This is a genomic window from Enterobacter sp. E12, assembly GCF_014596715.2.
GTDB lineage: Bacteria > Pseudomonadota > Gammaproteobacteria > Enterobacterales > Enterobacteriaceae > Enterobacter > Enterobacter bugandensis.
On the sequence record NZ_CP115601.1, the window covers coordinates 3,016,823 to 3,041,629 of the forward strand.

A 24,807-nucleotide genomic window follows, 5' to 3' on the forward strand; every position below is an offset into this window, starting at 1 on the left:
TGAAATTAACGAATAACGAAAACAGGAACATGGGCGTAACGGACAATACTTGCCGCCTCCGATCCTAACAAATGGGTTTGAATATTTGGATTGCGGGAGCCGACGATAATCGCGCCAGCAGCAAGTTCATCCGCCAGCTTAATAACCTCATCACGAACATTTCCGCTACGAACATGGAGGTGAACGCGCTCTTCTGGCATATTCAATTTTTTGACCAGGTCAGACAGTTTTTCTTTTGAATTATTAATCATATATTCATCCATCTTTCGCGCATCTGAAATAAAACCGCGCGTCAGCTCGGCTGAAAATTTTGGCATGACGTGCAGCAAATGAATGTCACCCAATGCGCTTTGCGCCAGAAACTGTGCATGCTGCAACGCTTTATCCGCCAGGCTTGTCTCGTAGACATCCACCGGAACGAGAATGTTTTTATACATATCGAGCATCCTTTTTATAACCAACATGAGAGTGAATGAAGCAAAAAACGCATTAAATGCAGGGGGTTGCCCTTAATGCCAGTTACGGTAAAAGAGATGAATAATATTAAACGTAGCACAGGAATTTCAGGTTTAGCGCGTCCCCGCTGCTAATGGTTATTTAACATTTATCTTTTCGCCGACTATGCTCATAGTGAGTTACCGCTTCCGGCTCATGGAGGAATGTATGTATGGCATAAGCCTGATCCGACTGGGTATGTTTATTGCGCTTGCCATTATCGCCAGCACGGCGATTGGTTTATTTACCTATATGGTCGTCACTGTTCTGGCAGAATAGTGTCACCCCTGTCCAGGTTATGGAATAAATAAAACAGTTATTTATTAGGGGAATACAGTGAACCGCTACCTCTCTCTTTTACCGTTCGTTTTGTTAACGCTCACGGCGTGCGATCCTAAACCTGAACAAGCCTCCCCCCTGCCCAGAATGGTTAAAGTGGCGGAGGTGACGGTCCCCGGTCATGCCCAGCAGCGCGTTTTTCCCGCCCGCATTGAATCGGGCGATGCCACAGACCTTTCCTTCAAGCGCGCTGGTCAAATTGAAGCGCTCGATGTGCGTCAGGGCGCAGCCATCAAGCAGGGCCAACAGCTTGCAAGATTGAACGCCCGTGAAGCCCAGCAGCGGGTTAACGACAGGCAGACGGCGGCGACGCTGGCCCAGAGGCAGTTCGATCGCTTCCAGACGCTGGCGGGCCGCCAGGCGATTTCGAAAGCCGAAATGGACGTGCAGCGTGCGAACCGCGATTCGGCGAATGCGGCGCTGCAGATTGCCCGAGAAGAGTTGAATCAGATGACGCTCGTCGCCCCCTTCAGCGGGACGGCGGCCAGCGTACATGTCCGAAACCATCAGGTGGTGTCTGCTGGTCAGCCCATCGCGACGTTAACCCGCACCGATCTGCTTGACGTGGTGTTCAGCATCCCTGAAAACCTGTTTAAGACCTTTGATATCCGCAACGCGCAGTATCGTCCGGTAGTGAGAATTAACGCTATTCCGGATCGGGAATTTACCGCCGTCTACAAAGAGCACTCGGGCAGCAGCGACAGTAATACCCTGACCTGGCAGGTGATACTGACCATGCCGCGACCAGAGGATTTTCCCGCCGTCGGTGGCGTAAGCGGTACGGTTACCATCAATTTAACCAACCTCCCGGCTGGCGCGGGCGCTCAGGCGCTGGTTGTACCGGTTGAGGCCGTCTTTAACCCGGACAACAGCCCACGCAATGAGCCGCACGTCTGGGTTGTGGCGGGAGAAGGCGACACGCTCCATCTTGAAGACCGCAAGGTCAGCGTGGGGCAAGTGATAACCGAAGGCGTGACGATCACCAGCGGGCTTAAGGCGGGCGAGCGCGTGGTGGCCGCAGGCGTGGGAGAGCTCCATGCTAACCAGCCGGTGCGTATCTGGACGCGTGAGCGGGGACTGTAATGGATATCACTCGTCAATTTATTAATAACCCGGTTCGCGTCTGGCTAACGATTCTGCTGCTGGGCATTGGGGGGATTTTCGCCCTGTTGAATATCGGCAGGCTGGAAGATCCCGCCTTTACCATCAAAACCGCAGTGGTGGTCACCCACTACCCCGGCGCATCCGCTCAACAGGTTGAAGAAGAGGTGACGCTGCCGCTGGAGAATGCCCTTCAGCAGTTGCCTTATCTGGACAACGTGAGCTCCATCTCTTCAAACGGGCTGTCGCAAATCACCGTCAATATCGCTTCACGCTATCACTCGAACGAACTGCCGCAGATTTGGGATGAGCTGCGCCGCCGCGTGGGCGATGCCTCGCGTCAGTTCCCGCCCGGCGTTGTCACGCCCTTTGTGAATGACGATTTCGGCGACGTATTCGGCTTCTTCTTCGCCATTTCCGGGAATGAATTCAGTAATCCTGAACTGGTGAGATATGCAGAGCAGCTGCGCCGCGCGTTGATTCTGGTTCCCGGCGTTGCGAAGGTCGCCATCGGCGGGGCCATTAGCCAACAGGTCAACATCGATATTTCCCTGACCAAAATGGCCGCGCGCGGCATTACGCTGAACCAGCTTTCCGCCCTGCTCAGCAGGCTCAACGTCGTTTCCAGCGCCGGAGAAATCACCTCCGGCAGCGAATCCATTCGTCTGCACCCGACCGGTGAGTTCGAGAATCTCGATGAACTGGCGGATCTCATCATCACGCCTACCGGCACCGGGGCGGCGACGCGCCTGCGGGATATCGCCACGCTGTCGCGCGGGCTGAACGAATCGCCCGCCAGTATCTACCATGCCAACGGCAAAAAAGCCGTCACCATGGGCGTCTCGTTTATTCCCGGCGTGAACGTGATCGACGTGGGCCACGCGCTGGAGGCGAAGCTAAACCAGATGTCGGCGGAAAAACCGGCAGGCATACAGATAGATCTGTTTTACGATCAGGCAGCCGAAGTGGGCCATTCTGTTAACGGTTTTATTATTAACTTCCTGATGGCGCTGGCGATTGTCATCGGCGTGCTGCTGATCTTTATGGGGGTACGCAGCGGGATCATCATCGCGGTTTCTCTCGCCCTTAACGTGCTGGGCACGCTGCTGATTATGTATCTGTGTGGCATTGAGCTACAGCGCATCTCGCTCGGGGCGCTGATTATCGCCCTCAGCATGCTGGTGGATAACGCCATCGTGATTGTCGAAGGGGTGTTGATTGCCCGGCAGCAGGGCTCCCCGCTGTTAACCGCCGTAAACAACATCATCCGCCGCTCCGCCCTGCCGCTGCTGGGGGCGACGGTGATCGCCATCCTTGCGTTTGCTCCTATCGGGTTATCGCAGGATTCCACCGGGGAATACTGTAAATCTCTGTTCCAGGTGCTGCTGATTTCCCTGATGCTGAGCTGGTTCTCGGCGCTCACCCTCACCCCGGTGCTGATTAAGTGGTGGTTGTTTAAAAACGACAGCGCACCGGACACTACTGACGAGTCAGATCCTTACGATAAACGTCTCTACCGCCTTTACCAGCACCTGCTGAACGCACTGCTGCACCATAAAGCGCCGACGCTGGTAGTGATGGCCGCCCTGCTGGCCGCGTCTGTCTGGGGGTTTGGCGCGGTGCGGCAAAACTTTTTCCCGTCGTCCAATACGCCGATTTTCTTTGTCGACCTCTGGTTACCCTACGGGACAGATATCAAATGGACCGAGAAAATGACCGGCGACATTGAGAAAACCATCAAGGGACGGCCCGGCGTGGAAACCACCGTCTCGACCATTGGTCAGGGGAGCATGCGCTTTATTCTGACCTACAGCGGACAGCGGCAGTACAGCAACTACGCGCAGATCATGGTGCGTATGGATGACCGGCGCAGCATCTCCGCGCTGACGCGCTACGTGGATGAGTACATCGCGCGTAACTATCCGCAGGTCAACGCCAGTACGAAACGGGTGATGTTTGGGCCCTCCGGCGACAGCGCCATTGAAGTGCGCATTAAAGGCCCGGATCCTGACAGGCTGCGTCTGATTGCCAGCCAGGTGGACGATATCCTGGCGCGCGACCCGGCCACGGGGAGCGTCCGAAACGACTGGCAAAACCGCAGCAAAGTGATCCGTCCGCAGTACGTCGCCGCGCTGGGACGCGAGCTTGGCGTGGATAAGCAGGACGTCGACAACGCGCTGGAGATGAATTTCTCCGGCAGCCGGGCGGGGTTGTATCGGGAAGGCAGTGACCTGCTGCCCGTGGTGGTGAGGCCTCCGGAAAGCGAAAGGCTGGACGCCAGCCACCTGAACAACGTGCTGGTGTGGAGCCATGCGCGGCAGCAGTATATCCCGCTGAGTAACGTCGTCAGCAGCTTCACGCTGGAGTGGGAAGATCCGCTCATCCTTCGACGCGACCGCTCGCGGGTACTGACGGTTCAGACGGATCCGGACCCGCTGAGCCAGCAAACCTCCGGTGATATTCTCGCCCGCGTGAAGCCGCAGGTGGATGCCCTTCCCCTGCCACACGGCTACAGCATCGAGTGGGGGGGCGACGCGGAAAACTCCAGCGAAGCGCAGCAAGGGCTGTTCACTACGCTACCTCTCGGGTATCTGGTGATGTTTGTCATTACGGTGCTGATGTTCAGCTCGGTAAAAAATGCCGTCGCGATCTGGCTAACCGTACCGCTGGCGTTGATTGGCGTCACGCCAGGATTTTTAATTACCGGCATTCCCTTTGGCTTTATGGCGCTGATTGGTCTGCTGAGCCTGAGCGGAATGCTCATCCGCAACGGCATCGTGCTGGTGGAAGAGATCGAACAGCAGAAAACGCACAAGGATCAGCACAGCGCGATCGTTTATGCCGCCACCTCGCGCCTGCGCCCTATCCTGCTCACCGCGTTCACGACCGTACTTGGCCTGGCACCGCTGCTGCTGGATGTTTTCTTCCAGAGCATGGCCGTTGTGATTATGTTTGGACTGGGGTTTGCTACAATCCTGACGCTACTGGTACTCCCCGTGATCTATGCTTGTTTCCATCGTAAGGACGAAGCCAAACAACAATGAATGCGACAGGGCTGAACATTATCAAGACGCTGGGCTGTATGACGGCGGTCACCTTCTTCACCATCTACAATACCTGGGATCATTATGACTATGACTATCACTGGATCCTGGGCTTTTTAACCTTTATCTCGACCATCGCCACGCCGCTGTTTTTTGTGGTGTCGGGCTATCTGGACGGGCAATCCCGGCACGGCACGCGCTGGCAGCTGGGTAAAATAAAAAGTCTGGTGATTGTTTTTCTGTTCTGGATAACGATCTACTACCTCTGGGAGCCTTATCAGCGCGGGTATTTAATTCAGCCCTGGTTCGTGTTCGCCTTTGTGGTGATTTACACCTTCCACCCGGCAGTGGAGTGGCTTAGCCAGCGGAGAGCGCTGTTCTGCGGCGCGATTGCTGCTCTGCTGTGCTTTTCCTACGGATACGATCTGCTATCGGCGCTTTATCCTGAAACGCACGTCCTTTCGCTTTCGCCGCAGTATCGGCTGTGGACATGGCTGCTGTTTTATCTGACCGGGCAGCTCTTCTGCGACCCAAAAGTGGCCGAGTGGATAAGCCGCAAAAATGTGGTCCGGGCGGCGGTTGTCGCCATCCCGTTTATCTATCTCTTCACCTGGTTTTACGAGCGCCACTTCTTTTTTGCCCTGTTTAAGGCCGACAGAAACGCCTTTATTCTCACCGGCTCGCAGATCTACATCCTGATTATTGCCCTGGTGATTGCGGCGAACGGCGTTCGCTTTCGCCGCAATGCTGAATTAAAGGAGTCCATTCTGGCCGCCATCAGCAAAACGATGACCGGCGTATATATTGTGCACTACTCGGTGTTTCATCTGCTGACGGCGCTGATACCGGTGACCTCTCTCGGTATGAAGCTGGCGCTGATTGTGCTTACGTTCGTCACCTCTGTTCTCTTCTCCATGCTGGTCTTGTCTAACGCCGTGGCAAAAAAGGTGATCACCCTTTAAAAGCCTAAGCGCAGCCAGGCAAAGAGCACGTTGCCGTTGTTATACGTTCCGGGAATATAGGTGAACTGGACGGTAACGCGCTTATAGCCAGCTGAAAACAGCGGGAAGATGAACGGCAGAGGCACATAGTTTGCAAAATCATCTCGCGCCGTGATGCCCGCGGCGGCACCGAGCCCAAGGCGGAAATCTTTGGCATTATCCAGATACCAGCCCTTCTCCCAGCCATAGCCCATCGCGGGCTGCCATTCGTTGTGCGAGTCCTTGAACATCATTGCGAAAAGCGCGCTCCAGTTGCCCTCTTCGTTATAGCGGGACACGCCCAGGCCGCCGCCCCACGGCATTTCGTTGTAATTGTCGGTTTTTTCTTTGTCGTACATAAAGCGGGCGTGCCAGCTCAGAAACGGCAGGTACAGATCGTAACGTTGCGGCTCTTCCCAGGTCTGGGAGATATCATCCGTCAGCGCATTCCACCAGCCGCTAATACGCTGTTCGCCATAGACTTTCGGCTCGGCATGAAGCGGTGCGGCGAATAAAAACAGGACCATCCAGAATGCCGAAAAGTTACGTTGCATCGTTTTTCCCTCAGCTTTAGTCACGCAGCGGTATCTATTACTGTAATCCATTCAGCACGAACCGGAGCCAAACAGACTGATTTATCTCGAGGCAGGGGAAAATGAAATTTATTTATTCAGCGCCTTCCGGAAAGATAAAAACGTTTTCTCAGGCGTTTTGTCGCGGTAGTCTCATAGGTTCCGTTTATATGACGACAGCTATGTGAGTGACCTTTTCTTATACCAATAATAAAAAACAGTACGGACAGGATAACTATGGACTCCACCCTCATCTCCGATCGTCCCAACGAGGAGACACCTTCGCTCAATCGCGCCCGCCGCGCTGCACTCGGCAGCTTCGCAGGTGCCGTCGTCGACTGGTATGATTTTCTGCTTTACGGCATTACCGCCGCGCTGGTGTTTAACCGCGAGTTTTTCCCTCAGGTTAGCCCCGCGATGGGCACCCTCGCCGCGTTTGCCACCTTCGGCGTTGGCTTTCTGTTTCGCCCGCTTGGCGGGGTGATTTTCGGCCACTTCGGCGACCGGCTTGGCCGCAAGCGGATGCTGATGCTTACCGTCTGGATGATGGGGATTGCCACCGCGCTGATTGGCATTCTCCCGTCGTTTTCCGCTATTGGCTGGTGGGCGCCTGTGCTGCTGGTGACGCTGCGCGCCATTCAGGGCTTCGCCGTGGGCGGCGAATGGGGCGGGGCGGCGCTGTTATCCGTTGAAAGTGCGCCAAAAAACAAGAAAGCGTTTTACAGCAGCGGCGTGCAGGTGGGGTACGGCGTCGGGCTGTTACTTTCTACAGGGCTGGTGTCGTTAATCAGCCAGCTCACCACCGACGCGCAGTTTCTGAGCTGGGGCTGGCGCATCCCGTTTATCTTCAGCATCGTGCTGGTCATTGCCGCCCTGTGGATCCGCAATGGGATGGATGAGTCGGCAGAGTTCGAACAGCAGCAGCGTGAGGAGCCGTCCGTCAAAAAACGGCTGCCGGTGATGGAAGCCCTGATTCGGCACCCTGGCGCTTTTCTGAAAATCATCGCCCTGCGCCTGTGCGAGCTGCTGACGATGTATATCGTCACCGCCTTTGCGCTGAACTACTCGACGCAGAATCTCGGCCTGCCCCGTGAACTGTTCCTCAATATCGGTCTGCTGGTTGGCGGGATCAGCTGCCTGACCATCCCCTGCTTCGCCTGGCTGGCGGACCGGTTTGGTCGCCGCCGCGTCTACATCACCGGCGCGCTGATTGGCACCCTCAGCGCCTGGCCGTTCTTTATGGCGCTGGAGGCTCAGTCTGTGTTCTGGATTGTCTTCTTCGCCATTATGCTCGCCAACATCGCCCACGATATGGTGGTCTGCGTGCAGCAGCCGATGTTTACCGAACTGTTCGGCGCCAGCTACCGCTACAGCGGCGCGGGCGTGGGCTACCAGGTGGCAAGCGTGGTCGGCGGCGGGTTTACGCCGTTTATCGCCGCCGCGCTGGTGACCTTCTCCGGCGGTAACTGGCACAGCGTGGCGATTTATCTGCTGGCCGGCTGCCTGCTGTCGGCAGCGACGGCGCTTCTGATGAAAGAGACGAGCCACGCCTGATCTCCCTTTTGTTTCACAGGCGTGTGACATACTATCGGAAAGAGTCGCACACCTGTGGAACAAGGAGACAGAGATGAATAATAAGGGCTCCAGCCTGACCCCGGCTCAGGCGCTGGAAAAACTCGACGCGCTGTATGAACAGTCCGTCAACGCGCTGCGCAGCGCCATCAGCGAATACATCGAAACGGGGAAACTTCCCGATCAAAAGGCCAGAAACGAAGGCCTTTTTGTTTATCCATCGCTCTCTGTGACCTGGGACGGCAGCGCAAGCACGACGCCGAAAACCCGCGCCTACGCCCGTTTTACCCACTCCGGCTGCTACAGCACCACCGTCACCCGCCCTGCACTGTTCCGCCCCTATCTGGAAGAGCAGCTAACGCTGTTGTATCAGGATTACGGCGCGCACATTGCCGTGGAGCCTTCGCAGCACGAGATCCCGTACCCGTACGTGATTGACGGTTCGGCGCTAACTCTTGACCGCTCCATGAGCGCGGGACTGACCCGCCACTTCCCAACGACGGAACTGTCACAGATTGGCGATGAGACGGCTGACGGGATTTATCACCCGGCAGAGTTTTCACCCCTGTCGCACTTTGACGCCCGTCGGGTGGATTTCTCCCTGGCGCGCCTGCGCCACTACACCGGCACGCCCGCCGAGCATTTCCAGCCGTTTGTGCTGTTTACCAACTACACCCGCTACGTGGACGAGTTCGTTCGCTGGGGCTGTAGCCAGATCCTTGATCCGGACAGTCCATATATCGCCCTCTCCTGCGCGGGGGGGATCTGGATCACCGCTGAAACCGAAGCCCCCGAGCAGGCCATCTCCGATCTGGCGTGGAAAAAACACCAGATGCCCGCCTGGCACCTGATCACCGCCGACGGTCAGGGGATCACCCTGATCAACATCGGCGTCGGCCCGTCGAACGCCAAAACCATCTGTGACCATCTGGCGGTGCTGCGCCCCGACGTGTGGCTGATGATTGGCCACTGCGGCGGCCTGCGCGAAAGCCAGCTGATTGGCGATTACGTGCTGGCCCACGCTTATCTGCGTGATGACCACGTGCTGGACGCGGTGCTGCCGCCGGACATCCCGATCCCGAGCATCGCCGAAGTACAGCGCGCGCTGTATGACGCCACCAAAGAGGTCAGCGGTATGCCGGGTGAAGAGGTTAAACAGCGCCTGCGTACCGGCACGGTAGTGACGACGGATGACCGCAACTGGGAGCTGCGCTACTCCGCCTCCGCGCTGCGCTTCAACCTGAGCCGCGCGGTGGCGATTGATATGGAGAGCGCCACCATTGCCGCGCAGGGATATCGCTTCCGCGTTCCTTACGGCACGCTGCTGTGCGTGTCTGATAAGCCGCTACACGGTGAAATTAAGCTGCCGGGCCAGGCCAACCGTTTTTACGAAGGGGCCATCTCAGAGCATCTGCAGATCGGTATTCGTGCGATTGATTTACTTCGCGCGGAAGGCGACAAGCTGCATTCACGCAAGCTGCGTACCTTCAACGAGCCGCCGTTCCGCTAATAACAAGGAAAAACCATGCACACCACATCACCGCTCTCTGCCCTGCGTCAGTGGCTTCAGGAAAACAGCCTCGACGGGATGATCGTTCCGCGCACCGATGCCTGGCAAAGCGAGAATTGCGCGTCGAACGACGAAAGGCTGGCCTGGCTGACAGGCTTTAACGGCTCTGCTGGCGTCGCGCTGGTACTGAGGGATAAAGCGCTGCTGTTCGTCGACGGGCGCTATCAGGTGCAGGCCCGCGTTCAGGTGAATATGGATGAGGTTGAGATCCACCATCTGCACAACGAGCCGCTGGCAGACTGGCTGACGACCAACGTCGAGGCGGGCACGCGCATCGGTTTTGACCCAATGCTGATGACGAATACCGAGTTTACGCAGCTGTCTGCCAAACCGTGCACGCTCGTGCCGCTGAACGCGTCACCGTTTGACGCCTTATGGACCGATCGCCCTGCCGCACCGGCGGGGCTTATCCGTGAGATGCCGGTTGCGATAAGCGGTGAAAGCAGCGAAGACAAACGTCAGCGCGTTGCCGCCGTGCTGGCCGCGAACAACGCTGACTACCTGGCCGTTACGCTGCCGGATAACATTGCGTGGCTGCTCAACGTGCGCGGCTCAGATATTCCCACCAGTCCGGTACCGCTCTCATTTGCCCTGCTCGGTCGCGACGGCCGCGTTGAGTGGTTTGTTAACGATAATAAGCTCGCAGAACTCCCTGATGCAGTTCTGAACGCCTTCACGATTGCGTCGCAAGACACCTTTATTGAACGCTGTCAGCAACTTGCTGAAGGGAAGCGGGTGATGGTTGATGCCGACTCCGCGCCGGTGGCCCTGCGCTTTGCCATTGAACCGCGCGGTGAAATTGTCTGGCGAACCGATCCCATTACCCTCATTAAGGCTACCAAAAACCCGGTCGAGCTGGCAGGGTATCGCGAGTGCCATCTCCAGGACGGCGCCGCGTGGGTCAACTTCCTGGCCTGGCTGAGCCGCGAAGTGCCGCTGCGTGCGGCGGCGGGACAACCGCTAACGGAGCTGGAAGTGCAGGCGCAGCAGCTGGCATTTCGCAAACAGCAGCCCGGTTTTATCGAGCAGAGTTTCGCGACCATTTCCGCCTCTTCGAGCAATGCGGCGATGTGCCACTATCATTCAAGCGAGGCCAGCAACAAGCCCATCGGTCATGATCATTTTTACCTGAACGATTCGGGCGGTCAGTACGCTAACGGCACCACCGATGCCACGCGCACGCTGGCGTGGGGTAATGTCCCCTCGCAGCAGCGTCTGCACTACACCGCCGTGCTGAGAGGTTTTCTGTCGCTCATTACCCTGCAGTTCCCTTCCGGTACGCAGGGGCACCAGCTGGATGCTTTCGCGCGTCGTCCGCTGTGGGAGATGGGGCTGGATTACGATCACGGTACCGGGCACGGCGTGGGCCACCAGCTTCTGATCCACGAAAACCCGCATCGCATCGCCAAAAAGGTGAACCCGTGGCCGCTGGTGGCAGGGAACATCATGACCATTGAGCCGGGATACTATCTGGGCGATAGCCACGGTATCCGTATTGAAAACCAGGTAGAAATTGTGGAGAGCCGACCGGGGTTCTGCAAGTTTGCCTCGCTGACGCTGATCCCGATCGATCTAAGCCAAGTGGAATTGCAGCTGTTGAGCGAGCAGGAAAAGCAGTGGCTGGATGAGTATCATCAGCAGGTACGTGAGGCACTGACGCCGCTGGTGAATAGCGAGGCGCGTTCGTGGCTGGAGGCGGCGACGGCGCCGGTTCGTGTGTAATTTCGTGCGGTCTGATGCCCTCACCCCATCCCTCTCCCACGGGAGAGAGTGAAAACACTAAAAACGGCAACAAGGTTGTAATGCCAGTCAGTTAAGCAACTGACTGGCTTTTTTTCGGGGCTGTGGGGTATCTCCAGGGCCTTTCCTTTACCACCCTCGGGAAGGCCCTTTCCCTTCTTGTCGGCAACTTTACCAGTTGCGCCATGCTTTCAAGATCACGCATCAGCTCCGGGATACGCCCTGGTGAAGCGCCCTGCAGCGTCATCAGCATTCTCATGACCATGCCGCATGATTCTGAGAAGCTCAGCTGATTCGGCCAGTATCCTTTCAGATGGCCCGCCATTTTAATCATCTGATATCGCACCAGATTATACGCCAGTAACACGCCCCATAACTCCTGCTCCACAAGCTCCGGCTTTTTACTCCTCAGCGTCAGCCTGCTCAGTTGCATCGTTTGTTTTATCTCCCTGTACCCCAGCTCTATTTCCCAGCGATGGCTGTACAGGTCTGCCATTTCTCCTCCGGGATAGCGCATGGCGTCCGTCATCGACGTCAGCAGATGGCTGGTTTTCCCTTTGCGCGTTACGGTCAGCAGGCGGGCTGTCATCTCATCTCCCAGACCCGGCCATTTTTTTCGTGCCTGTGGGCTGGTTTTCAGCTTCACCAGATAGTCGCCTTTACCCAGCTTTCTGACCTCTTCATACTGTGCTCCCTTTCTGAGCGGGAGCATCCAGTGACGGTGTTCTCCCGCCTGGCTCCACGCATTCAGCAGCCCCAGCGAGTAATAGCCTTTATCCATTAACGTCAGGGTGTTATCGCCGGTCTGCTCTATCAGTTGCTCCGCGAGCTCATTTTCGCTGTTTTTCATCGTGCCGAAGGCCGCTGCCGTCAACAGATGGCTGGTCAGTTCCATCTGGCAGACCATTTTTACCTGCGGGTAGAGTGCCGGGTTTCCGCCATGCGTCTGGCGGGGAAAGGCGCTATCGTTTTCCGGCGTATCCGGTGTGCGCCAGAACACACCATCGATGGCCAGCAGTGTCAGGCCGCACCAGTGCGGATGCGGTGTGGCGTTATGCCAGAGCTGCGCTGTTTGCGTGAACACGCGGCGGATGGCTTCGCTTCCCAGCCGCTGACGGGCCTGGATCACGGCACTGGGGGCAACGAACGGACGGTTGCCGGGTAACATGATATCCAGCCGGTTAACTATCTGATGAACCGGCTCCTTACGCTCAAGGGCCATACCGATAATGCACCAGACCATCATTTCCAGAGGAAGGCGCCGTTTGCGTAACGTGACGGTGCCGGATTCTTCAAGGCAGCGGGAAATCAGTTCCGGGTCAAGATAGTCGCCCAGAGAAGTCAGAGGGTTACGCAGAGAATCGTAACGTGATACCAGATCAAGAGCCTGTCCAATGTGCATAAAAAAATCCGGAAACGGGTAAACATTTCCGGATTCTTACACAGCCACTGGATCGGTCAACCGATCCTTAACTGATCGGCATTACAACAAGGTTGCCGTTTTGCATTTACCTGACGCAGAAAAGCAAAAAGCCTGCTTCAAAAGCAGGCTTTTCAAATTTGGCTCCTCTGACTGGACTCGAACCAGTGACATACGGATTAACAGTCCGCCGTTCTACCGACTGAACTACAGAGGAATCGTGTGAACGGGGCGCATATTATCGATGCTCCCCGATGATGTCAAAGGCAGAATGCATATTTCCGATCGTTTGCCGAATTATTCTCCATTTCGCGCAATTGTCAGGCACTTTGTCGCGGATATTTCCACAGCCAGCGCCCGCTGACCATGCGCCAGTAGAACAGCCCCCCGCGTACGGCCCAGTCAAGGAACATCCCCAGCCAGACGCCCACCACGCCCCAGCCCAGCACCACGCCCAGCGTATAGCCCGCCACAACGCGACACCCCCACATGCCAAGCATGGACACCCACATGGCAAAACGGGCATCGCGCGCCCCTTTCAGCCCGGCAGGCAACACCCAGGATGCCGCCCAGATGGGCATAAAGGCGGCGTTGAGCCAGATAAGGATCTTCACCACCTCTTTCACGTCATCTTCGTGGGTATAGAACGCGGCCATCAGCCCGGCAAACGGCGCGGTGCCCCAGGCGATCAGCGTCAGCCCAATCGTCGACAGCCAGAACACATGGCGCAGCTGCCGCTCCGCCTGGCCTATCTGCCCTTTCCCGAGCCGTTTCCCCGTGATGATGGTTGATGCCGACCCAAGGGCGTTACCCGGCAGGTTAATCAGCGAGGCGATGGAGAAGGCGATAAAGTTACCGGCGATAACGTCGGTGCCCATTCCGGCGACAAACATCTGCGTGAGCAGCTTCCCACCGTTGAACAACACGGATTCAATGCTCGCGGGAATACCAATCCCCATCACTTCCCAGATAATGGCGAAATTAAAGGGCCGGAAGTAGCTCTTAAGCGTAAGACGCAGCGAGGGGGTAATCCCCGTCATCAGGACCCCGATGATGGCCGCCGCACCGATATAGCGTGATATGGTTAATCCCAGCCCGGCCCCGACGAACCCCAGACCATCCCACGAGAACGCGCCGTAGATCAGCACGCTGCTGATGATGATATTCAGGATATTCATCCCACCGTTGATCAGCAGCGGGATTTTGGTGTTACCTGCCCCGCGCAGCGCGCCGCTGCCAATCAACGCGATGGCCGCCGCCGGATAGCTTAAGACGGTCATTTCGAGATAGGTCAGCGCCAGGTCTTTGACCTCGTTCGTGGCTTCCCCGGCGACAAAATCGATAATATCTTTACCGAAATAGTGGATCACCGCCGCCAGAACAATCGAAAAGAGGGTCATGATCATCAGCGACTGACGTGCAGCCTCGCGCGCGCGTTTGGGATCCAGCTTGCCGAGACTAAAGGCCACCACAACCGTCGTCCCGAGATCGATGGCGGCAAAGAATGACATCACCACCATGTTAAAGCTGTCTGCCAGCCCGACCCCCGCCATCGCCTCTTTCCCCAGCCAGCTTACCAGGAAGGTGCTCAGCACTCCCATCAGCAGAACGCAGGTATTTTCCAGGAAAATAGGCACGGCAAGAGGGGTGATTTCACGCCAGAACAGAACACGATAGCTTTTACGTTTTGCGTACCATGGCGTGCGCACGATCGCCTGGCGCATAGGGGCAGTGACGTTCAAAATGGACCTTAGCGAGAATAGTTGAAACTCCATTTCAAATGATGGGGGAGAAATGCTAATCCTGCAAAGTATTTTCCTGAAAAAGATGTGTGTATTTACAACAAACTGACGACAGAATCGGCAATCAGTCGATTTTCCCTAAGATCAGGTTTGACAAAAGTTTTTTCGCCGCTAAGATAAGCCTCCACAACGATTCCTCTGTAGTTCAGTCGGTAGAACGGCGGACTGTTAATCCGTATGTCACTGGTTCGAGTCCAGTCAGAGGAGCCAAAATTTAAAAAGCCTGCTTTTGAAGCAGGCTTTTTGCTTTTCTGCGTCGGGTAGAATTGTCGGCTGGTGGCTGCGCCTGACCCGACCTACAAATCAGCGGACCGTTGATCGTCAAATAAAAAAGGCTCCCTGTCACCAGAGAGCCTTTTTCACAATTCGCTGCGATTATTCGCTTTTAGCTTCGGCGTTTTTGATTTCGCCCATCGCTTTCAGCTTTTTAGAGATGTCGCGACGCTCTTTGGACAGCTCGGCATTTTTGATGATGTAATCATCAACGCGGTCTTCATAGTCGCTCTTCATGCTGGCGATGATGCCCTGAATAGCTTCAACGCTCATGCCCGGCTTGATGTAGTCGCTCAGGTTGTCGAGCAGCAGAACACGTTTCTGGTTGTCACGGATCTTCTTCTCAACGTCCTGGATTTCACGCTGCAGTTTGTTTTTGCGGCGGAACAGGCGGACGAATTCCAGAACATCCTGGAACGAAGGCTTGATAGTTTCCATTTTTTACACCCCTGATAATGTGAGATTCGGATTCGTTAAAGCAACCGCTGTAACAATAACCTTACTGACAGCGGCTGCGAATGACAATGGCTATATCGTTTAAAGCTATCATAACCCCAATTGCTGCTGAATCGAAGCAGCAGGCGTCACATCCGCGTTTTATTTGCGCAGCGCCCGACAAATCAGGTGCGATAGCAGCTCAAGCTGTCGCGCCAGCTCCAGGCTCAGCCAGACATAGCCGTGAATGGGCGTTTCCGCCACGTTATCGCCCTGCCGCTCGTTGATTAACTGCTTCAGTTCCGCCACGATTTCATTGAGCCGCTCGCTGTTCGCCAGCACGGGCTGCGGGTTGCCTTCATAGAGCGCATGGGCGATGGTCAGCAGGGTCTGCTGCGTCATCATCTGCGTCTCTTTGAGGGTCTGGGCGTTAAGCATCAACAGATGGCTGGGACGCGTGGCCCAGTGCGCATTGATTTGCAGTTCAAGCATGCACACCAGATTGCGGCTGACCGTCTGGATAGCTTCGAAAATCGCTTTCTGAATATGGGTCTCTTTACTGGCTGGTACTATCAGGCCGCGCATTTTGACCACGTCGTTGAGGATGGTTTGCAGATGCTTTTCCAGCCGGGGACGCTCAACCAGATTCGGTGAAAACCCCGCCTGGTAAACGCGGTTAAACGCCGTGACGTAGTTAGCCATCTGGATACGCCAGTGCAGAAAAGCCCGCTGCGGCCAGATGCCGGTAAACAGCATGGCGAGCAGCGAGCCCAGAATAACATCCCCGCTTCGCCACATCGCCGTGGTCATATCCCCTGCTGGCGCGCCGACCACGACCGCGAGAGTGATACCAATCAGCAGCGCCTGATAAGGCCGTTTGCCCAGCGCCAGCCAGCCGCACAGGAACATGGCGGCACCGCACCATGCCAGCATCACTGGAAATGAGATGAGCTCAAGCTTCAGGGCAATCAGCCCCAGGGCAGAGCCAAGCACGGTACCACCTATTCGCTCGAAGGCGCGCGGGACAACGTTTCCCCAAAATGAGATTGGCCCCATCACCACCACCAGCGTGATCAGCGGCCACGTTCCTTCCGGTATATCCAGCAACCTGACCAGTACAAAGGTCAACACGAACGCCAGCGCGATGCGACACCCGTGCACCACGCGGTAATGTTTATATAAGCGAATTTCAAAAGGGGTTAATGATTTGTCGGGACGCACACCCGCTCTCCAGCAACACGGCAAATCACAATTGTACTGTGTTTTCAGCCGGGCGGATCGCTCCCGGCTGAAAAACCCTTCATTGAGCAGGCTTAAACCGTTTTGTGCTCTACCGCGATAAACATTTCAATATCCCAGTAGCCGTCCGCGTTGCCATCATTGAGATAGCGCTCAAAGCAGGGCTTAAGCACCATCTGATATTTATTATCCTGCAGCAGGGAATTAAAGAACTGATACCACGGGGTTGCAAAGTCGTAGTTTTCCACGCGCGCCGTCGCCACGGCATAATCACCGGCCGCGATTTCGGTCATCATCACCCCTTCGCTGTTTTCCGGGATGACGAAATCATCCGGTACGGTAACGGCCGTATCGCAGCGCAGTTTTTCTGCCGGAACCTCATCGGGGTTATCGTAATAGACCGCCACCCACTCCAGCGGCTCAATGTGACGCCCGTCTACCCACATGACCAGCTGTTCAAAGCCCTGCTTGACCGTTTTTTCCCACGGCCCAACAAGATGAAAACCCGCAATCTTACGTTTCTGTTGCTGCTTGATGCTGTAGTCCATGCTGCCTCCGATTAGCACTGTATATTTATACACCATAAAGCAGGATTTCTATTATCGGCAAACGAGGAGTGTTTATTATGTGAGCAGACTCGCAACCCTGCCAGTCTGCCCATCAGCGGTTAAAGCGTGTGGTGAAGATAATCGCTCAGGCGTGAGAATACGCCTCCCTTATCAACGGCTTCCAGAGTGACCAGAGGCCAGTGCGCCACGACCTTGTCGCGGTCATAGAGCTGGATCTCCCCGACCCGCTGATGCGCGGCAATCGGTGCTTCCAGCTCTTTTTTATCCAGCACGTATTTGGCTTTGATGTTCGGTACTTCCGCTTTCGGCAGGGCCAGCCAGAAGTCCTGGTCGGTGCCCAGTTTCACCTGTTCTTTATCGCCGTACCAGATACGCTCTGTTCCCACTTTTTTACCGTTATGCAGGATCTGCACCGTATCGAAGTTCTGTTGTCCCCAGTGCAGTAGCTTACGCGCCTGGTCCTCGCGCCCTTTCGGGCTGTCCGCTCCCATCACCACCGCAATCAAACGACGCTGACCGTCCACCGCGGAGGCAATAAGGTTAAAGCCTGCTCCTGAGGTATGCCCCGTTTTCAGGCCGTCCACGTTCATGGTTTTATCCCACAGCAGGCCGTTACGGTTTTGCTGGGTGATGCCGTTCCAGGTGAGACTCTTTTCGCTGTACATATGATAAAACTCTGGCTCACCGTGAATGATGGCCCGGGAGAGCACGGCCAGGTCATAGGCCGAGCTGTGCTGGCCCGGCGCGTCCAGACCGTGGACGGTTTCAAAGTGCGTATCACGCAGGTTCAGCTTCTGCACGTAGTCGTTCATCATCTTCACAAACTGCGGCTGCCCGCCCGCCACATGATCGGCCAGCGCCACGCAGGCATCGTTGCCGGAATCGACAATCAGACCGCGGCTTAAATCACGCACGGTGACGCGATCGCCCTCTTTCAGAAACATCAGCGACGAACCGTCAAACACCGGGTTCCCTTTTGCCCACGCGTCACGCCCTACGGTGACAATGTCATCCGGCGAAATGCGATGGCTGTCAATGGCCCGATCCACCACATAGCCCGTCATCAGCTTGGTGAGGCTCGCCGGGTTACGTTGCTGATGTTCGTTGCCCGCCGTTAAAATTTGACCAGTCGTGTAATCCATCAGCACCCATGAACCCGCCTGGATGGCCGGAGGCTGCGGCGAAAAGTCCAGTGGTTCGGCCGCAAAAGCAGATGAGACACTCGATGCGAGTAAAGAAACAGCAATAAACAGACGGCGTTTCAACGGTATATCCTCAGGTCATTAAAAATCGATGACCTTTTTACGGGAGTTCTGATGTCGTTACCTGGCTTAATTGCAAAAAAATGTGACAGAACGCAGATTTTTCTCTGAAGCTGGCGCGCAAATTTGCGACGCGGCGGTGCTTTTTATTCGGTCTGACCCGCACGATCGTTTACCATAGTGACGTCATTTTTTAACAGGATGGTATTACTGGTGTCTGACTCTGCCGCTCGCCCGACTTTTTTATTTCATGACTACGAAACCTTTGGCACGCACCCGGCGCTGGACCGACCGGCGCAGTTTGCCGCCATCCGTACCGACGACGAATTCAACATCATAGGCGAGCCCGAGGTCTTTTACTGCAAGCCTGCGGACGACTACCTGCCGCAGCCCGGCGCGGTGATGGTCACCGGGATCACCCCGCAGGAAGCGCGGGAAAAAGGCGTTAACGAAGCAGAGTTCGCCCGCCGCATCCACGATCTGTTTACCGTGCCTAATACCTGCGTGGTCGGTTACAACAACATCCGCTTCGATGATGAAGTGACGCGCAATATCTTCTATCGCAACTTCTACGATCCGTACGCCTGGAGCTGGCAGAACCGCAATTCACGCTGGGATCTGCTCGACATCATGCGCGCCTGTTATGCCCTGCGCCCTGAAGGCATTAACTGGCCGGAAAATGAGGAAGGGCTGACCAGCTTCCGGCTGGAACACCTGACGCGCGCCAACGGCATCGAGCACAGCAATGCCCACGATGCGATGGCAGACGTTTATGCCACCATTGCCATGGCGAAGCTGGTGAAAACCGCACAGCCCCGGCTGTTTGAATATCTGCTGAGCCACCGAAGCAAGCAGAAGCTCATGACCCTTATCGACGTACCGCAGATGAAGCCCCTGGTGCATATCTCCGGCATGTTTGGCGCCTGGCGCGGCAATACCAGCTGGGTTGCGCCGCTGGCGTGGCACCCGGACAACCGTAATGCGGTTATCATGGTGGACCTGGCGGGCGATATTTCGCCGCTGCTGGAGCTTGACAGCGATACCCTGCGCGAACGGCTTTACACCCCGAAAAATGAACTCGGGGATCTGCCTGCGGTGCCGGTTAAACTGGTGCATATCAATAAATGTCCGGTGCTGGCGCAGGCGAACACGCTGCGTCCGGAAGATGCCGACAGGCTGGGCATTAACCGTCAGCACTGCCTGGATAACCTGAAAGTGCTTCGCGATAACCCGCAGGTACGCGAGAAAGTGGTCGCCATCTTCGCCGAGGCGGAGCCGTTCGTGCCGTCCGAAAACGTGGATGCCCAGCTCTACAACGGCTTCTTCAGCGATGCCGACCGCGCAGCCATGAATATTGTTCTGCAAACCGAGCCGCGTAACTTACCTGCGCTGGACATCACCTTCGCCGATAAGCGCATCGAAAAGCTGATGTTTAACTACCGGGCGCGCAATTATCCCGGCACGCTGGATGAAGCAGAACAGGCGCGCTGGCTGCAGCACCGTCGAAACGTGTTTACGCCAGAGTATCTGCAGCATTACGCGCAGGAGCTTGAGTCGTTATACAACCAGTATGAAGGCAACGCAGAAAAACAGATCCTGTTAAAAGCCCTGTTCCAGTACGCGCAAGAGATAGTCTGAAGTGAGATATAAAAAAACCGGAGACAAGGGTCTCCGGTTTTTTTTTGATACGTTAAGACTTAAGCAACGTCTTCGTACTGAGGAACCGGGTTACGGAAGCTCTTCGTAACGCAGGCCAGGTAAACCAGGCCGATACCTGCCCAAATCAGGCCAAGCACCATCGAGCTCTCTTCCAGGTTAACCCACAGCGCGCCCACGGTCAGGGCACCGCACATCGGCAGGAACAGATACTGGAAGTGATCTTTCAGCGTCTTGTTACGCTTTTCACGGATCCAGAACTGAGAGATAACCGACAGGTTAACAAAGGTGAACGCCACCAGCGCACCGAAGTTAATCAGCGCCGTTGCCATCACCAGGTCAAAGTTAATCGCCAGAAGCGCGATCGCACCGACAAGGATAATGTTCATCGCCGGGGTACGCCAGGTTGGATGCACGTAGCCGAAGAAGCTTTTCGGGAATACGCCATCACGACCCATTACGTACATCAGACGCGCAACGCCTGCATGCGCGGCCATACCGGACGCCAGTACGGTGATAGTGGAGAAGATCAGCGCGCCGACCTGGAACGCTTTACCCGCCACATAGAGCATGATTTCCGGCTGAGACGCATCCGGATCCTTGAAGCGCGAGATATCCGGGAAGTACAGCTGCAGGAAATAGGTCGAGAAAATAAAGATCAAACCGCCAATCAGCGCCGTCAGGAAGATGGCACGCGGGATCACGCGCTCTGCATCCTTCGTTTCCTCAGACAGGTTGCTAATCCCGTCGAAACCGGTAAAGGAGAAGCACAGAATCGTCGCCCCGGTAATCATCGGGATCACATGCGCATCACCAGACCAGAACGGTTTGCTGCTCGCCAGGGTGCCCGCGCCTTCGCCGTGGAATACGCCATAGATCACCATGCCAAGAATCACGGCAATCAGGACAACCTGAAGCACAACGATAACGGAGTTAAAGTTGGCAACGGACTTGATGCTGCGCAGGTTAAAGGCCGTCATAAAGGCTACCAGCGCCACGACGAAGATCCACGAGGGAATCGATGGCACCAGCGCTTCAAAATAGATTTTTGCCAGCAGAATGTTGATCATCGGCGCGAACAGGTAGTCGAGCAGCGAAGACCAGCCCACCATAAAGCCAACCGTCGGGCTGATGGATTTCTGGGCATAGGTGTAGGCGGAACCTGCAGACGGATAGCGACGCACCAGTTTACCGTAGCTCAGCGCGGTAAAGAGGATCGCAATCAGCGCAAAGCCGTAAGCCGTCGGCACATGACCGTCAGTGAGGCCCGATACGATACCGAATGTATCGAACAGCGTCATCGGTTGCATATAGGCAAGGCCCATCATAACAACCGGAATCAACGTAAGCGTTTTACGTAATTCCACGCGAGAGGTGTTTGGAGTTGCGTTATGCGACATAGTTATTCTCCTTTACGGTGATAACCGCCACGTAAGCGAAAAATTGCCCCATTTCTTTCTTCCTCAGCGACAACAACTGTCGGATTTTAGTAAATATCTATCCGGTACGAAGCCCGGCCTCTTGGTTTTTAGTTTCGTTTCGTACATGCAAAAAAAAATAACCGACGCCTTTTATATCGTCGATTATTCATTTAGTTGCAGCGGCGGCATTTTGCCCCACATCGGATACAAAAGGCAATACTTTGCAACGCACCGGGTCATTTTCTTTTTTCTAACTGGCTGATTTCTCGGCGCTCCCCTGAGAGTAAACTGCAGCGATAGCACTATTTGCTAAAATTTCGTCCCGCCACCAGGCGCTGGCCAGCCCGGCGGTTTGTTCATTCCAGCCGACCCACACCGATTCGTTACTGCTTTGCGCAAGCACCTGTTTTTCAACAAGCGCACCGCTATCAATAAAGCGCTGCGCCAGATAGCGCGGCAAATAGCCGCAGCCCAGGCCGCTAATTTGCAGCTCCAGCTTGGTTTTAAAGTCAAAAACGGTAATGGCCTCCTGCTCATCCAGCAGCTGCGAGGAAACCGCACATTCGGGGCGCGAGCTGTCCCCGACTACTATTGCGCGGTACCCCTTAATAACGCGACGGTTAAGAGGATCAGGCTCCTGAGCCAGCGGATGATGGGGCGCCACGGCAAATACCTGCTCCAGCACGCCCAGGCGGGCAAAACCAAAGTCACTCAACTGGGGAGGCTCATGCAGGGCACCGACAAAGATGTCCGCCCTGCCCTGGGTTAAGGCATCCCAGGAGCCGCCCAGCACCCCGTTGATGAAGATCAGCCGGGTGACGCTGTGATGCTGGTAAAACGCTTCAATGAGCGGCGTCAGTAGAGAAAACGGAAAGGTATCATCCACGCCAATCACCAGCTCATTCTCCCATCCCTGATGGAGCTTGACGGCCTGCTTTTCCAGCTCGCGAACGGTATGAAGAACGTCACGGCCTTTTTCCAGCAGCATCTGCCCGGTGCGGGTAAACCGGGCGCGGTGCCCGGAGCGATCGAGGATCTGAATATTGAGGTCGCTTTCCAGTTTTTGAACGGTATAGCTCAGGGCCGAAGGGGTTTTGTAGAGCTTTGCCGACGCAGCCGCAAAGCTCCCCTCTTTTTCCAGTGCATCCAGAATAATAAGAACATCCAGCAGCGGTTTCATGCTCGCCCCCTTCTGGTGTGCGATTGTCTCCGCTGCGGGGCTTATTCCATGGGCATCACCAGCGGATCGGGATACTGATACTCAAACCCCAGCTCATGGCAAATGCGATTGCCATCAACAATTTTGCCTTTACTTTCGTTCTTTGCCTCACCAAAAACCGGCGGAGCCAACCCAAGCTGGCGTGCCATGAGCGGGTAAAACGTGCTGCGCGCCGGATGAGACGGTGCACATATATTATAGATGTGTCCGCCTTTTGGAGCCTGTAAGAGTAGCTCAATCGCGCCAATAACATCTTCAAGATGCACAAGATTCACGCCATGCTGACCGTCTGGTGCCGTCTTACCGGCAAAGAAGCGCCCCGGATGACGCCCCGGGCCAACCAGCCCCGCCAGACGAACGATATCGACCTGCGTGCCGGGAAGGTTATGCAGCCAGTCTTCCAGCTCTTTCAGGACCTGACCGCTCGCGGTTACGGGACGGCGCTCGGAACTCTCTTTCACCACGCCCTCAGCATCGCCATAAACCGACGTCGAGCTGGTAAAAATTATGCGCGGGACGTGATGCGCCAGCGCGCTGTCGACAATCTCCTGCATCGCCTGCAGGTAGAATGATTCGCCCGGGCCACTGCGCCGTGCGGGTAGCGTAATCACCAGCGCATCTACGTTCATCAGCGTGTCCAGATCGTCCGCATCACACACCAGCTCCGGCTCCAGACGCAGTTCAACGCCATCAATACCGCACATGCGCGCCGCTTCGACCCCATCCCGGGTGGTCTTGCTCCCGGTCACCTGCCAGCCTTTCGCGGCTAATGACATCGCCAGCGGCATTCCCAGCCATCCTAAACCGACAATCGCGACCTTTTTCATGCGAATTCTCCTGACTCTCACTCGTCTTTCATAAGGCTACGCCAGCCCGGCAGAACACACAATTCATAGCATCAATATGAAATGAATTAATGATCAAAAAAAGCCCTTGCAATATGTCGTACAACTGGTTTAGGTTAAAAGACATCAAATGAATAAGCATTCATCGAGAATTTATATGACACGCGTTCAATTTAAACACCACCATCATCACCATCATCCTGACTAGTCTTTCAGGCGATGTGTGCTGGAAGACGTTTGGATCTTCCAGTGGTGCATGAACGCATGAAAAAGCCCCCGGAAGATCTTCTTCCGGGGGCTTTTTTTTGGACCAAATTCAGACAGGTTAAAACAGGTTAACGAGGAATAAAGAATGTTAGATAACTCACGTTTACGCATAGCTATTCAAAAATCAGGCCGTTTGAGTGACGATTCACGCGAACTGTTGGCCCGCTGCGGGATTAAAATCAACCTGCACACCCAGCGCCTGATTGCTCTGGCTGAAAACATGCCCATCGACATTCTGCGCGTGCGTGATGACGATATTCCCGGCCTTGTGATGGACGGCGTCGTTGACCTCGGCATCATCGGTGAAAACGTGCTGGAAGAAGAGCTGCTGACCCGCCGCGCGCAGGGTGAAGACCCGCGTTACTTCACCCTGCGTCGTCTGGACTTCGGCGGCTGCCGCCTGTCGCTGGCCACGCCGGTTGATGAAGCGTGGGACGGCCCGGCCGCGCTGAACGGCAAACGTATCGCCACCTCTTACCCTCACCTGTTGAAGCGTTATCTTGACCAGAAAGGCGTGCAGTTTAAATCCTGCCTGCTGAACGGCTCCGTTGAAGTGGCACCGCGTGCGGGTCTGGCGGACGCCATCTGTGACCTCGTCTCGACCGGCGCGACGCTGGAAGCGAACGGTCTGCGCGAAGTGGAAGTCATCTACCGCTCTAAAGCGTGCCTGATTCAGCGCGACGGCGAGATGGCCGACGCCAAACAGCAGCTGATCGACAAGCTGCTGACCCGTATTCAGGGCGTGATTCAGGCGCGTGAGTCCAAATACATCATGATGCACGCCCCAACCGAGCGTCTGGATGAAGTGATTGCCCTGCTGCCGGGCGCTGAGCGCCCAACCATCCTGCCGCTGGCGGGCGATCAGCAGCGCGTGGCGATGCACATGGTGAGCAGCGAAACCCTGTTCTGGGAAACCATGGAAAAACTGAAGGCGCTGGGCGCAAGCTCCATCCTGGTGCTGCCAATTGAGAAGATGATGGAGTAAT

The 24,807-nt window shown here is 55.8% G+C and carries 21 protein-coding genes, 2 tRNA genes and 1 other annotated feature; of the genes, 10 read left to right on the forward strand and 13 right to left on the reverse strand.

The window, feature by feature from the left end:
* Positions 1 to 5: 5 nt before the first annotated feature.
* Positions 6 to 437, reverse strand: coding sequence for a universal stress protein (locus IB212_RS14435; protein ID WP_045629804.1), 432 nt, complete (start codon positions 435 to 437; stop codon positions 6 to 8).
* Between the two features lie 394 nt (positions 438 to 831).
* On the opposite strand from IB212_RS14435, the gene IB212_RS14440 reads away from it, so the two are divergent.
* The 3 genes from IB212_RS14440 to IB212_RS14450 are packed head-to-tail and all read left to right on the forward strand — an operon-like array spanning position 832 to position 5,941.
* Complete coding sequence (locus IB212_RS14440) at positions 832 to 1,917, forward strand: efflux RND transporter periplasmic adaptor subunit (RefSeq protein WP_045629805.1); 1,086 nt, start codon at positions 832 to 834, stop codon at positions 1,915 to 1,917.
* Positions 1,917 to 4,979, forward strand: coding sequence for an efflux RND transporter permease subunit (locus IB212_RS14445; protein ID WP_188246118.1), 3,063 nt, complete (start codon positions 1,917 to 1,919; stop codon positions 4,977 to 4,979). The genes IB212_RS14440 and IB212_RS14445 overlap by 1 nt, the downstream gene beginning before the upstream one ends.
* Positions 4,976 to 5,941 carry an acyltransferase gene (locus IB212_RS14450; RefSeq protein ID WP_188246117.1) on the forward strand — a complete coding sequence of 322 codons (966 nt, stop codon included), beginning with the start codon at positions 4,976 to 4,978 and terminating at the stop codon, positions 5,939 to 5,941. Before IB212_RS14445 ends, IB212_RS14450 begins: the two co-directional genes overlap by 4 nt.
* On the opposite strand, the gene pagP is transcribed toward IB212_RS14450, so the two are convergent.
* On the reverse strand, positions 5,938 to 6,513 hold the full coding sequence (gene pagP / locus IB212_RS14455) for a lipid IV(A) palmitoyltransferase PagP (RefSeq protein WP_028013749.1): 576 nt from the start codon (positions 6,511 to 6,513) through the stop codon (positions 5,938 to 5,940). The two genes, IB212_RS14450 and pagP, sit on opposite strands and share 4 nt — an antisense overlap.
* Positions 6,514 to 6,768: 255 nt before the next feature.
* Here pagP and shiA point away from each other — a divergent pair, with 255 nt between their 5' ends.
* The 3 genes from shiA to IB212_RS14470 all read left to right on the forward strand — a co-directional run bounded on the left by shiA (position 6,769) and on the right by IB212_RS14470 (position 11,395).
* Positions 6,769 to 8,085: a shikimate transporter gene (gene shiA / locus IB212_RS14460; protein WP_153657106.1), complete on the forward strand. Its 1,317-nt coding sequence runs from the start codon at positions 6,769 to 6,771 to the stop codon at positions 8,083 to 8,085.
* A gap of 73 nt (positions 8,086 to 8,158) precedes the next feature.
* Positions 8,159 to 9,613 carry an AMP nucleosidase gene (locus IB212_RS14465; protein WP_047363003.1) on the forward strand — a complete coding sequence of 485 codons (1,455 nt, stop codon included), beginning with the start codon at positions 8,159 to 8,161 and terminating at the stop codon, positions 9,611 to 9,613.
* 15 nt (positions 9,614 to 9,628) lie between these two features.
* Entirely contained in the window at positions 9,629 to 11,395 is a 1,767-nt protein-coding gene (locus IB212_RS14470; RefSeq protein ID WP_188246116.1) for an aminopeptidase P family protein, read from the forward strand.
* Positions 11,396 to 11,486: 91 nt separating this feature from the next.
* On the opposite strand, the gene IB212_RS14475 is transcribed toward IB212_RS14470, so the two are convergent.
* The 3 genes from IB212_RS14475 to emmdR all read right to left on the reverse strand — a co-directional run bounded on the left by IB212_RS14475 (position 11,487) and on the right by emmdR (position 14,608).
* The gene (locus tag IB212_RS14475) at positions 11,487 to 12,815 is read right to left on the reverse strand and encodes an IS4 family transposase (protein WP_409033779.1); all 1,329 of its coding nucleotides are present in this window, start codon (positions 12,813 to 12,815) and stop codon (positions 11,487 to 11,489) included.
* Positions 12,816 to 12,974: 159 nt separating this feature from the next.
* Positions 12,975 to 13,050 (reverse strand) — tRNA-Asn (locus tag IB212_RS14480).
* A 103-nt stretch (positions 13,051 to 13,153) separates the two neighbouring features.
* Positions 13,154 to 14,608, reverse strand: coding sequence for a multidrug efflux MATE transporter EmmdR (emmdR, locus tag IB212_RS14485; protein ID WP_155963349.1), 1,455 nt, complete (start codon positions 14,606 to 14,608; stop codon positions 13,154 to 13,156).
* 161 nt (positions 14,609 to 14,769) lie between these two features.
* Here emmdR and IB212_RS14490 point away from each other — a divergent pair.
* Positions 14,770 to 14,845 (forward strand) — tRNA-Asn (locus IB212_RS14490).
* A 165-nt stretch (positions 14,846 to 15,010) separates the two neighbouring features.
* Here IB212_RS14490 and IB212_RS14495 read toward each other — a convergent pair.
* From IB212_RS14495 to dacD, 4 genes are all read right to left on the reverse strand, one after another.
* Positions 15,011 to 15,346 carry a DUF496 family protein gene (locus IB212_RS14495; protein ID WP_041909178.1) on the reverse strand — a complete coding sequence of 112 codons (336 nt, stop codon included), beginning with the start codon at positions 15,344 to 15,346 and terminating at the stop codon, positions 15,011 to 15,013.
* 159 nt (positions 15,347 to 15,505) lie between these two features.
* The gene (locus IB212_RS14500; protein WP_028013755.1) at positions 15,506 to 16,564 is read right to left on the reverse strand and encodes an FUSC family protein; all 1,059 of its coding nucleotides are present in this window, start codon (positions 16,562 to 16,564) and stop codon (positions 15,506 to 15,508) included.
* Positions 16,565 to 16,656: 92 nt separating this feature from the next.
* A complete protein-coding gene (gene sbmC / locus IB212_RS14505; protein ID WP_041909176.1) occupies positions 16,657 to 17,130 on the reverse strand; it encodes a DNA gyrase inhibitor SbmC in 474 nt (157 codons plus the stop codon).
* 119 nt (positions 17,131 to 17,249) lie between these two features.
* Positions 17,250 to 18,416, reverse strand: a complete 1,167-nt coding sequence (gene dacD, locus IB212_RS14510; RefSeq protein ID WP_028013757.1) for a serine-type D-Ala-D-Ala carboxypeptidase DacD — start codon at positions 18,414 to 18,416, stop codon at positions 17,250 to 17,252.
* Positions 18,417 to 18,614: 198 nt separating this feature from the next.
* On the opposite strand from dacD, the gene sbcB reads away from it, so the two are divergent.
* Positions 18,615 to 20,051 (forward strand): exodeoxyribonuclease I, encoded by a 1,437-nt coding sequence (gene sbcB, locus IB212_RS14515; protein WP_153656654.1) that lies wholly within the window; start codon positions 18,615 to 18,617, stop codon positions 20,049 to 20,051.
* Between the two features lie 59 nt (positions 20,052 to 20,110).
* Here the strand turns inward: sbcB and plaP are convergent, their stop codons facing one another.
* From plaP to IB212_RS14535, 4 genes are all read right to left on the reverse strand, one after another.
* Positions 20,111 to 21,469 carry a putrescine/proton symporter PlaP gene (plaP, locus tag IB212_RS14520; RefSeq protein ID WP_028013759.1) on the reverse strand — a complete coding sequence of 453 codons (1,359 nt, stop codon included), beginning with the start codon at positions 21,467 to 21,469 and terminating at the stop codon, positions 20,111 to 20,113.
* A complete protein-coding gene (yoeI, locus tag IB212_RS14525) occupies positions 21,459 to 21,521 on the reverse strand; it encodes a membrane protein YoeI (protein ID WP_099458931.1) in 63 nt (20 codons plus the stop codon). Before yoeI ends, plaP begins: the two co-directional genes overlap by 11 nt.
* A gap of 219 nt (positions 21,522 to 21,740) precedes the next feature.
* Positions 21,741 to 22,670, reverse strand: a complete 930-nt coding sequence (locus IB212_RS14530) for a LysR substrate-binding domain-containing protein (protein ID WP_041909174.1) — start codon at positions 22,668 to 22,670, stop codon at positions 21,741 to 21,743.
* A gap of 41 nt (positions 22,671 to 22,711) precedes the next feature.
* Positions 22,712 to 23,536: an SDR family oxidoreductase gene (locus IB212_RS14535; protein ID WP_028013761.1), complete on the reverse strand. Its 825-nt coding sequence runs from the start codon at positions 23,534 to 23,536 to the stop codon at positions 22,712 to 22,714.
* A gap of 175 nt (positions 23,537 to 23,711) precedes the next feature.
* Between IB212_RS14535 and hisL the strand changes: the two genes are divergently transcribed.
* Complete coding sequence (gene hisL / locus IB212_RS14540) at positions 23,712 to 23,762, forward strand: his operon leader peptide (protein WP_001364200.1); 51 nt, start codon at positions 23,712 to 23,714, stop codon at positions 23,760 to 23,762.
* Positions 23,738 to 23,861 (forward strand) — a sequence feature (His leader region). (Overlaps the previous gene by 25 nt.)
* Positions 23,862 to 23,906: 45 nt before the next feature.
* Complete coding sequence (hisG, locus tag IB212_RS14545; RefSeq protein WP_000886595.1) at positions 23,907 to 24,806, forward strand: ATP phosphoribosyltransferase; 900 nt, start codon at positions 23,907 to 23,909, stop codon at positions 24,804 to 24,806.
* Position 24,807: the final 1 nt, after the last annotated feature.

Excerpts from the sequence above, each read along its gene's own strand:
- IB212_RS14435 (WP_045629804.1), bottom strand. The coding sequence starts at position 437 with ATGTATAAAAACATTCTCGTTCCGGTGGATGTCTACGAGACAAGCCTG.
- IB212_RS14445 (WP_188246118.1), top strand. The coding sequence starts at position 1,917 with ATGGATATCACTCGTCAATTTATTAATAACCCGGTTCGCGTCTGGCTA.
- IB212_RS14450 (WP_188246117.1), top strand. The coding sequence starts at position 4,976 with ATGAATGCGACAGGGCTGAACATTATCAAGACGCTGGGCTGTATGACG.
- pagP (WP_028013749.1), bottom strand. The coding sequence starts at position 6,513 with ATGCAACGTAACTTTTCGGCATTCTGGATGGTCCTGTTTTTATTCGCC.
- shiA (WP_153657106.1), top strand. The coding sequence starts at position 6,769 with ATGGACTCCACCCTCATCTCCGATCGTCCCAACGAGGAGACACCTTCG.
- IB212_RS14465 (WP_047363003.1), top strand. The coding sequence starts at position 8,159 with ATGAATAATAAGGGCTCCAGCCTGACCCCGGCTCAGGCGCTGGAAAAA.
- IB212_RS14470 (WP_188246116.1), top strand. The coding sequence starts at position 9,629 with ATGCACACCACATCACCGCTCTCTGCCCTGCGTCAGTGGCTTCAGGAA.
- IB212_RS14475 (WP_409033779.1), bottom strand. The coding sequence starts at position 12,815 with ATGCACATTGGACAGGCTCTTGATCTGGTATCACGTTACGATTCTCTG.
- emmdR (WP_155963349.1), bottom strand. The coding sequence starts at position 14,608 with ATGGAGTTTCAACTATTCTCGCTAAGGTCCATTTTGAACGTCACTGCC.
- IB212_RS14495 (WP_041909178.1), bottom strand. The coding sequence starts at position 15,346 with ATGGAAACTATCAAGCCTTCGTTCCAGGATGTTCTGGAATTCGTCCGC.
- sbmC (WP_041909176.1), bottom strand. The coding sequence starts at position 17,130 with ATGGACTACAGCATCAAGCAGCAACAGAAACGTAAGATTGCGGGTTTT.
- sbcB (WP_153656654.1), top strand. The coding sequence starts at position 18,615 with ATGGTATTACTGGTGTCTGACTCTGCCGCTCGCCCGACTTTTTTATTT.
- plaP (WP_028013759.1), bottom strand. The coding sequence starts at position 21,469 with ATGTCGCATAACGCAACTCCAAACACCTCTCGCGTGGAATTACGTAAA.
- IB212_RS14530 (WP_041909174.1), bottom strand. The coding sequence starts at position 22,670 with ATGAAACCGCTGCTGGATGTTCTTATTATTCTGGATGCACTGGAAAAA.
- IB212_RS14535 (WP_028013761.1), bottom strand. The coding sequence starts at position 23,536 with ATGAAAAAGGTCGCGATTGTCGGTTTAGGATGGCTGGGAATGCCGCTG.
- hisG (WP_000886595.1), top strand. The coding sequence starts at position 23,907 with ATGTTAGATAACTCACGTTTACGCATAGCTATTCAAAAATCAGGCCGT.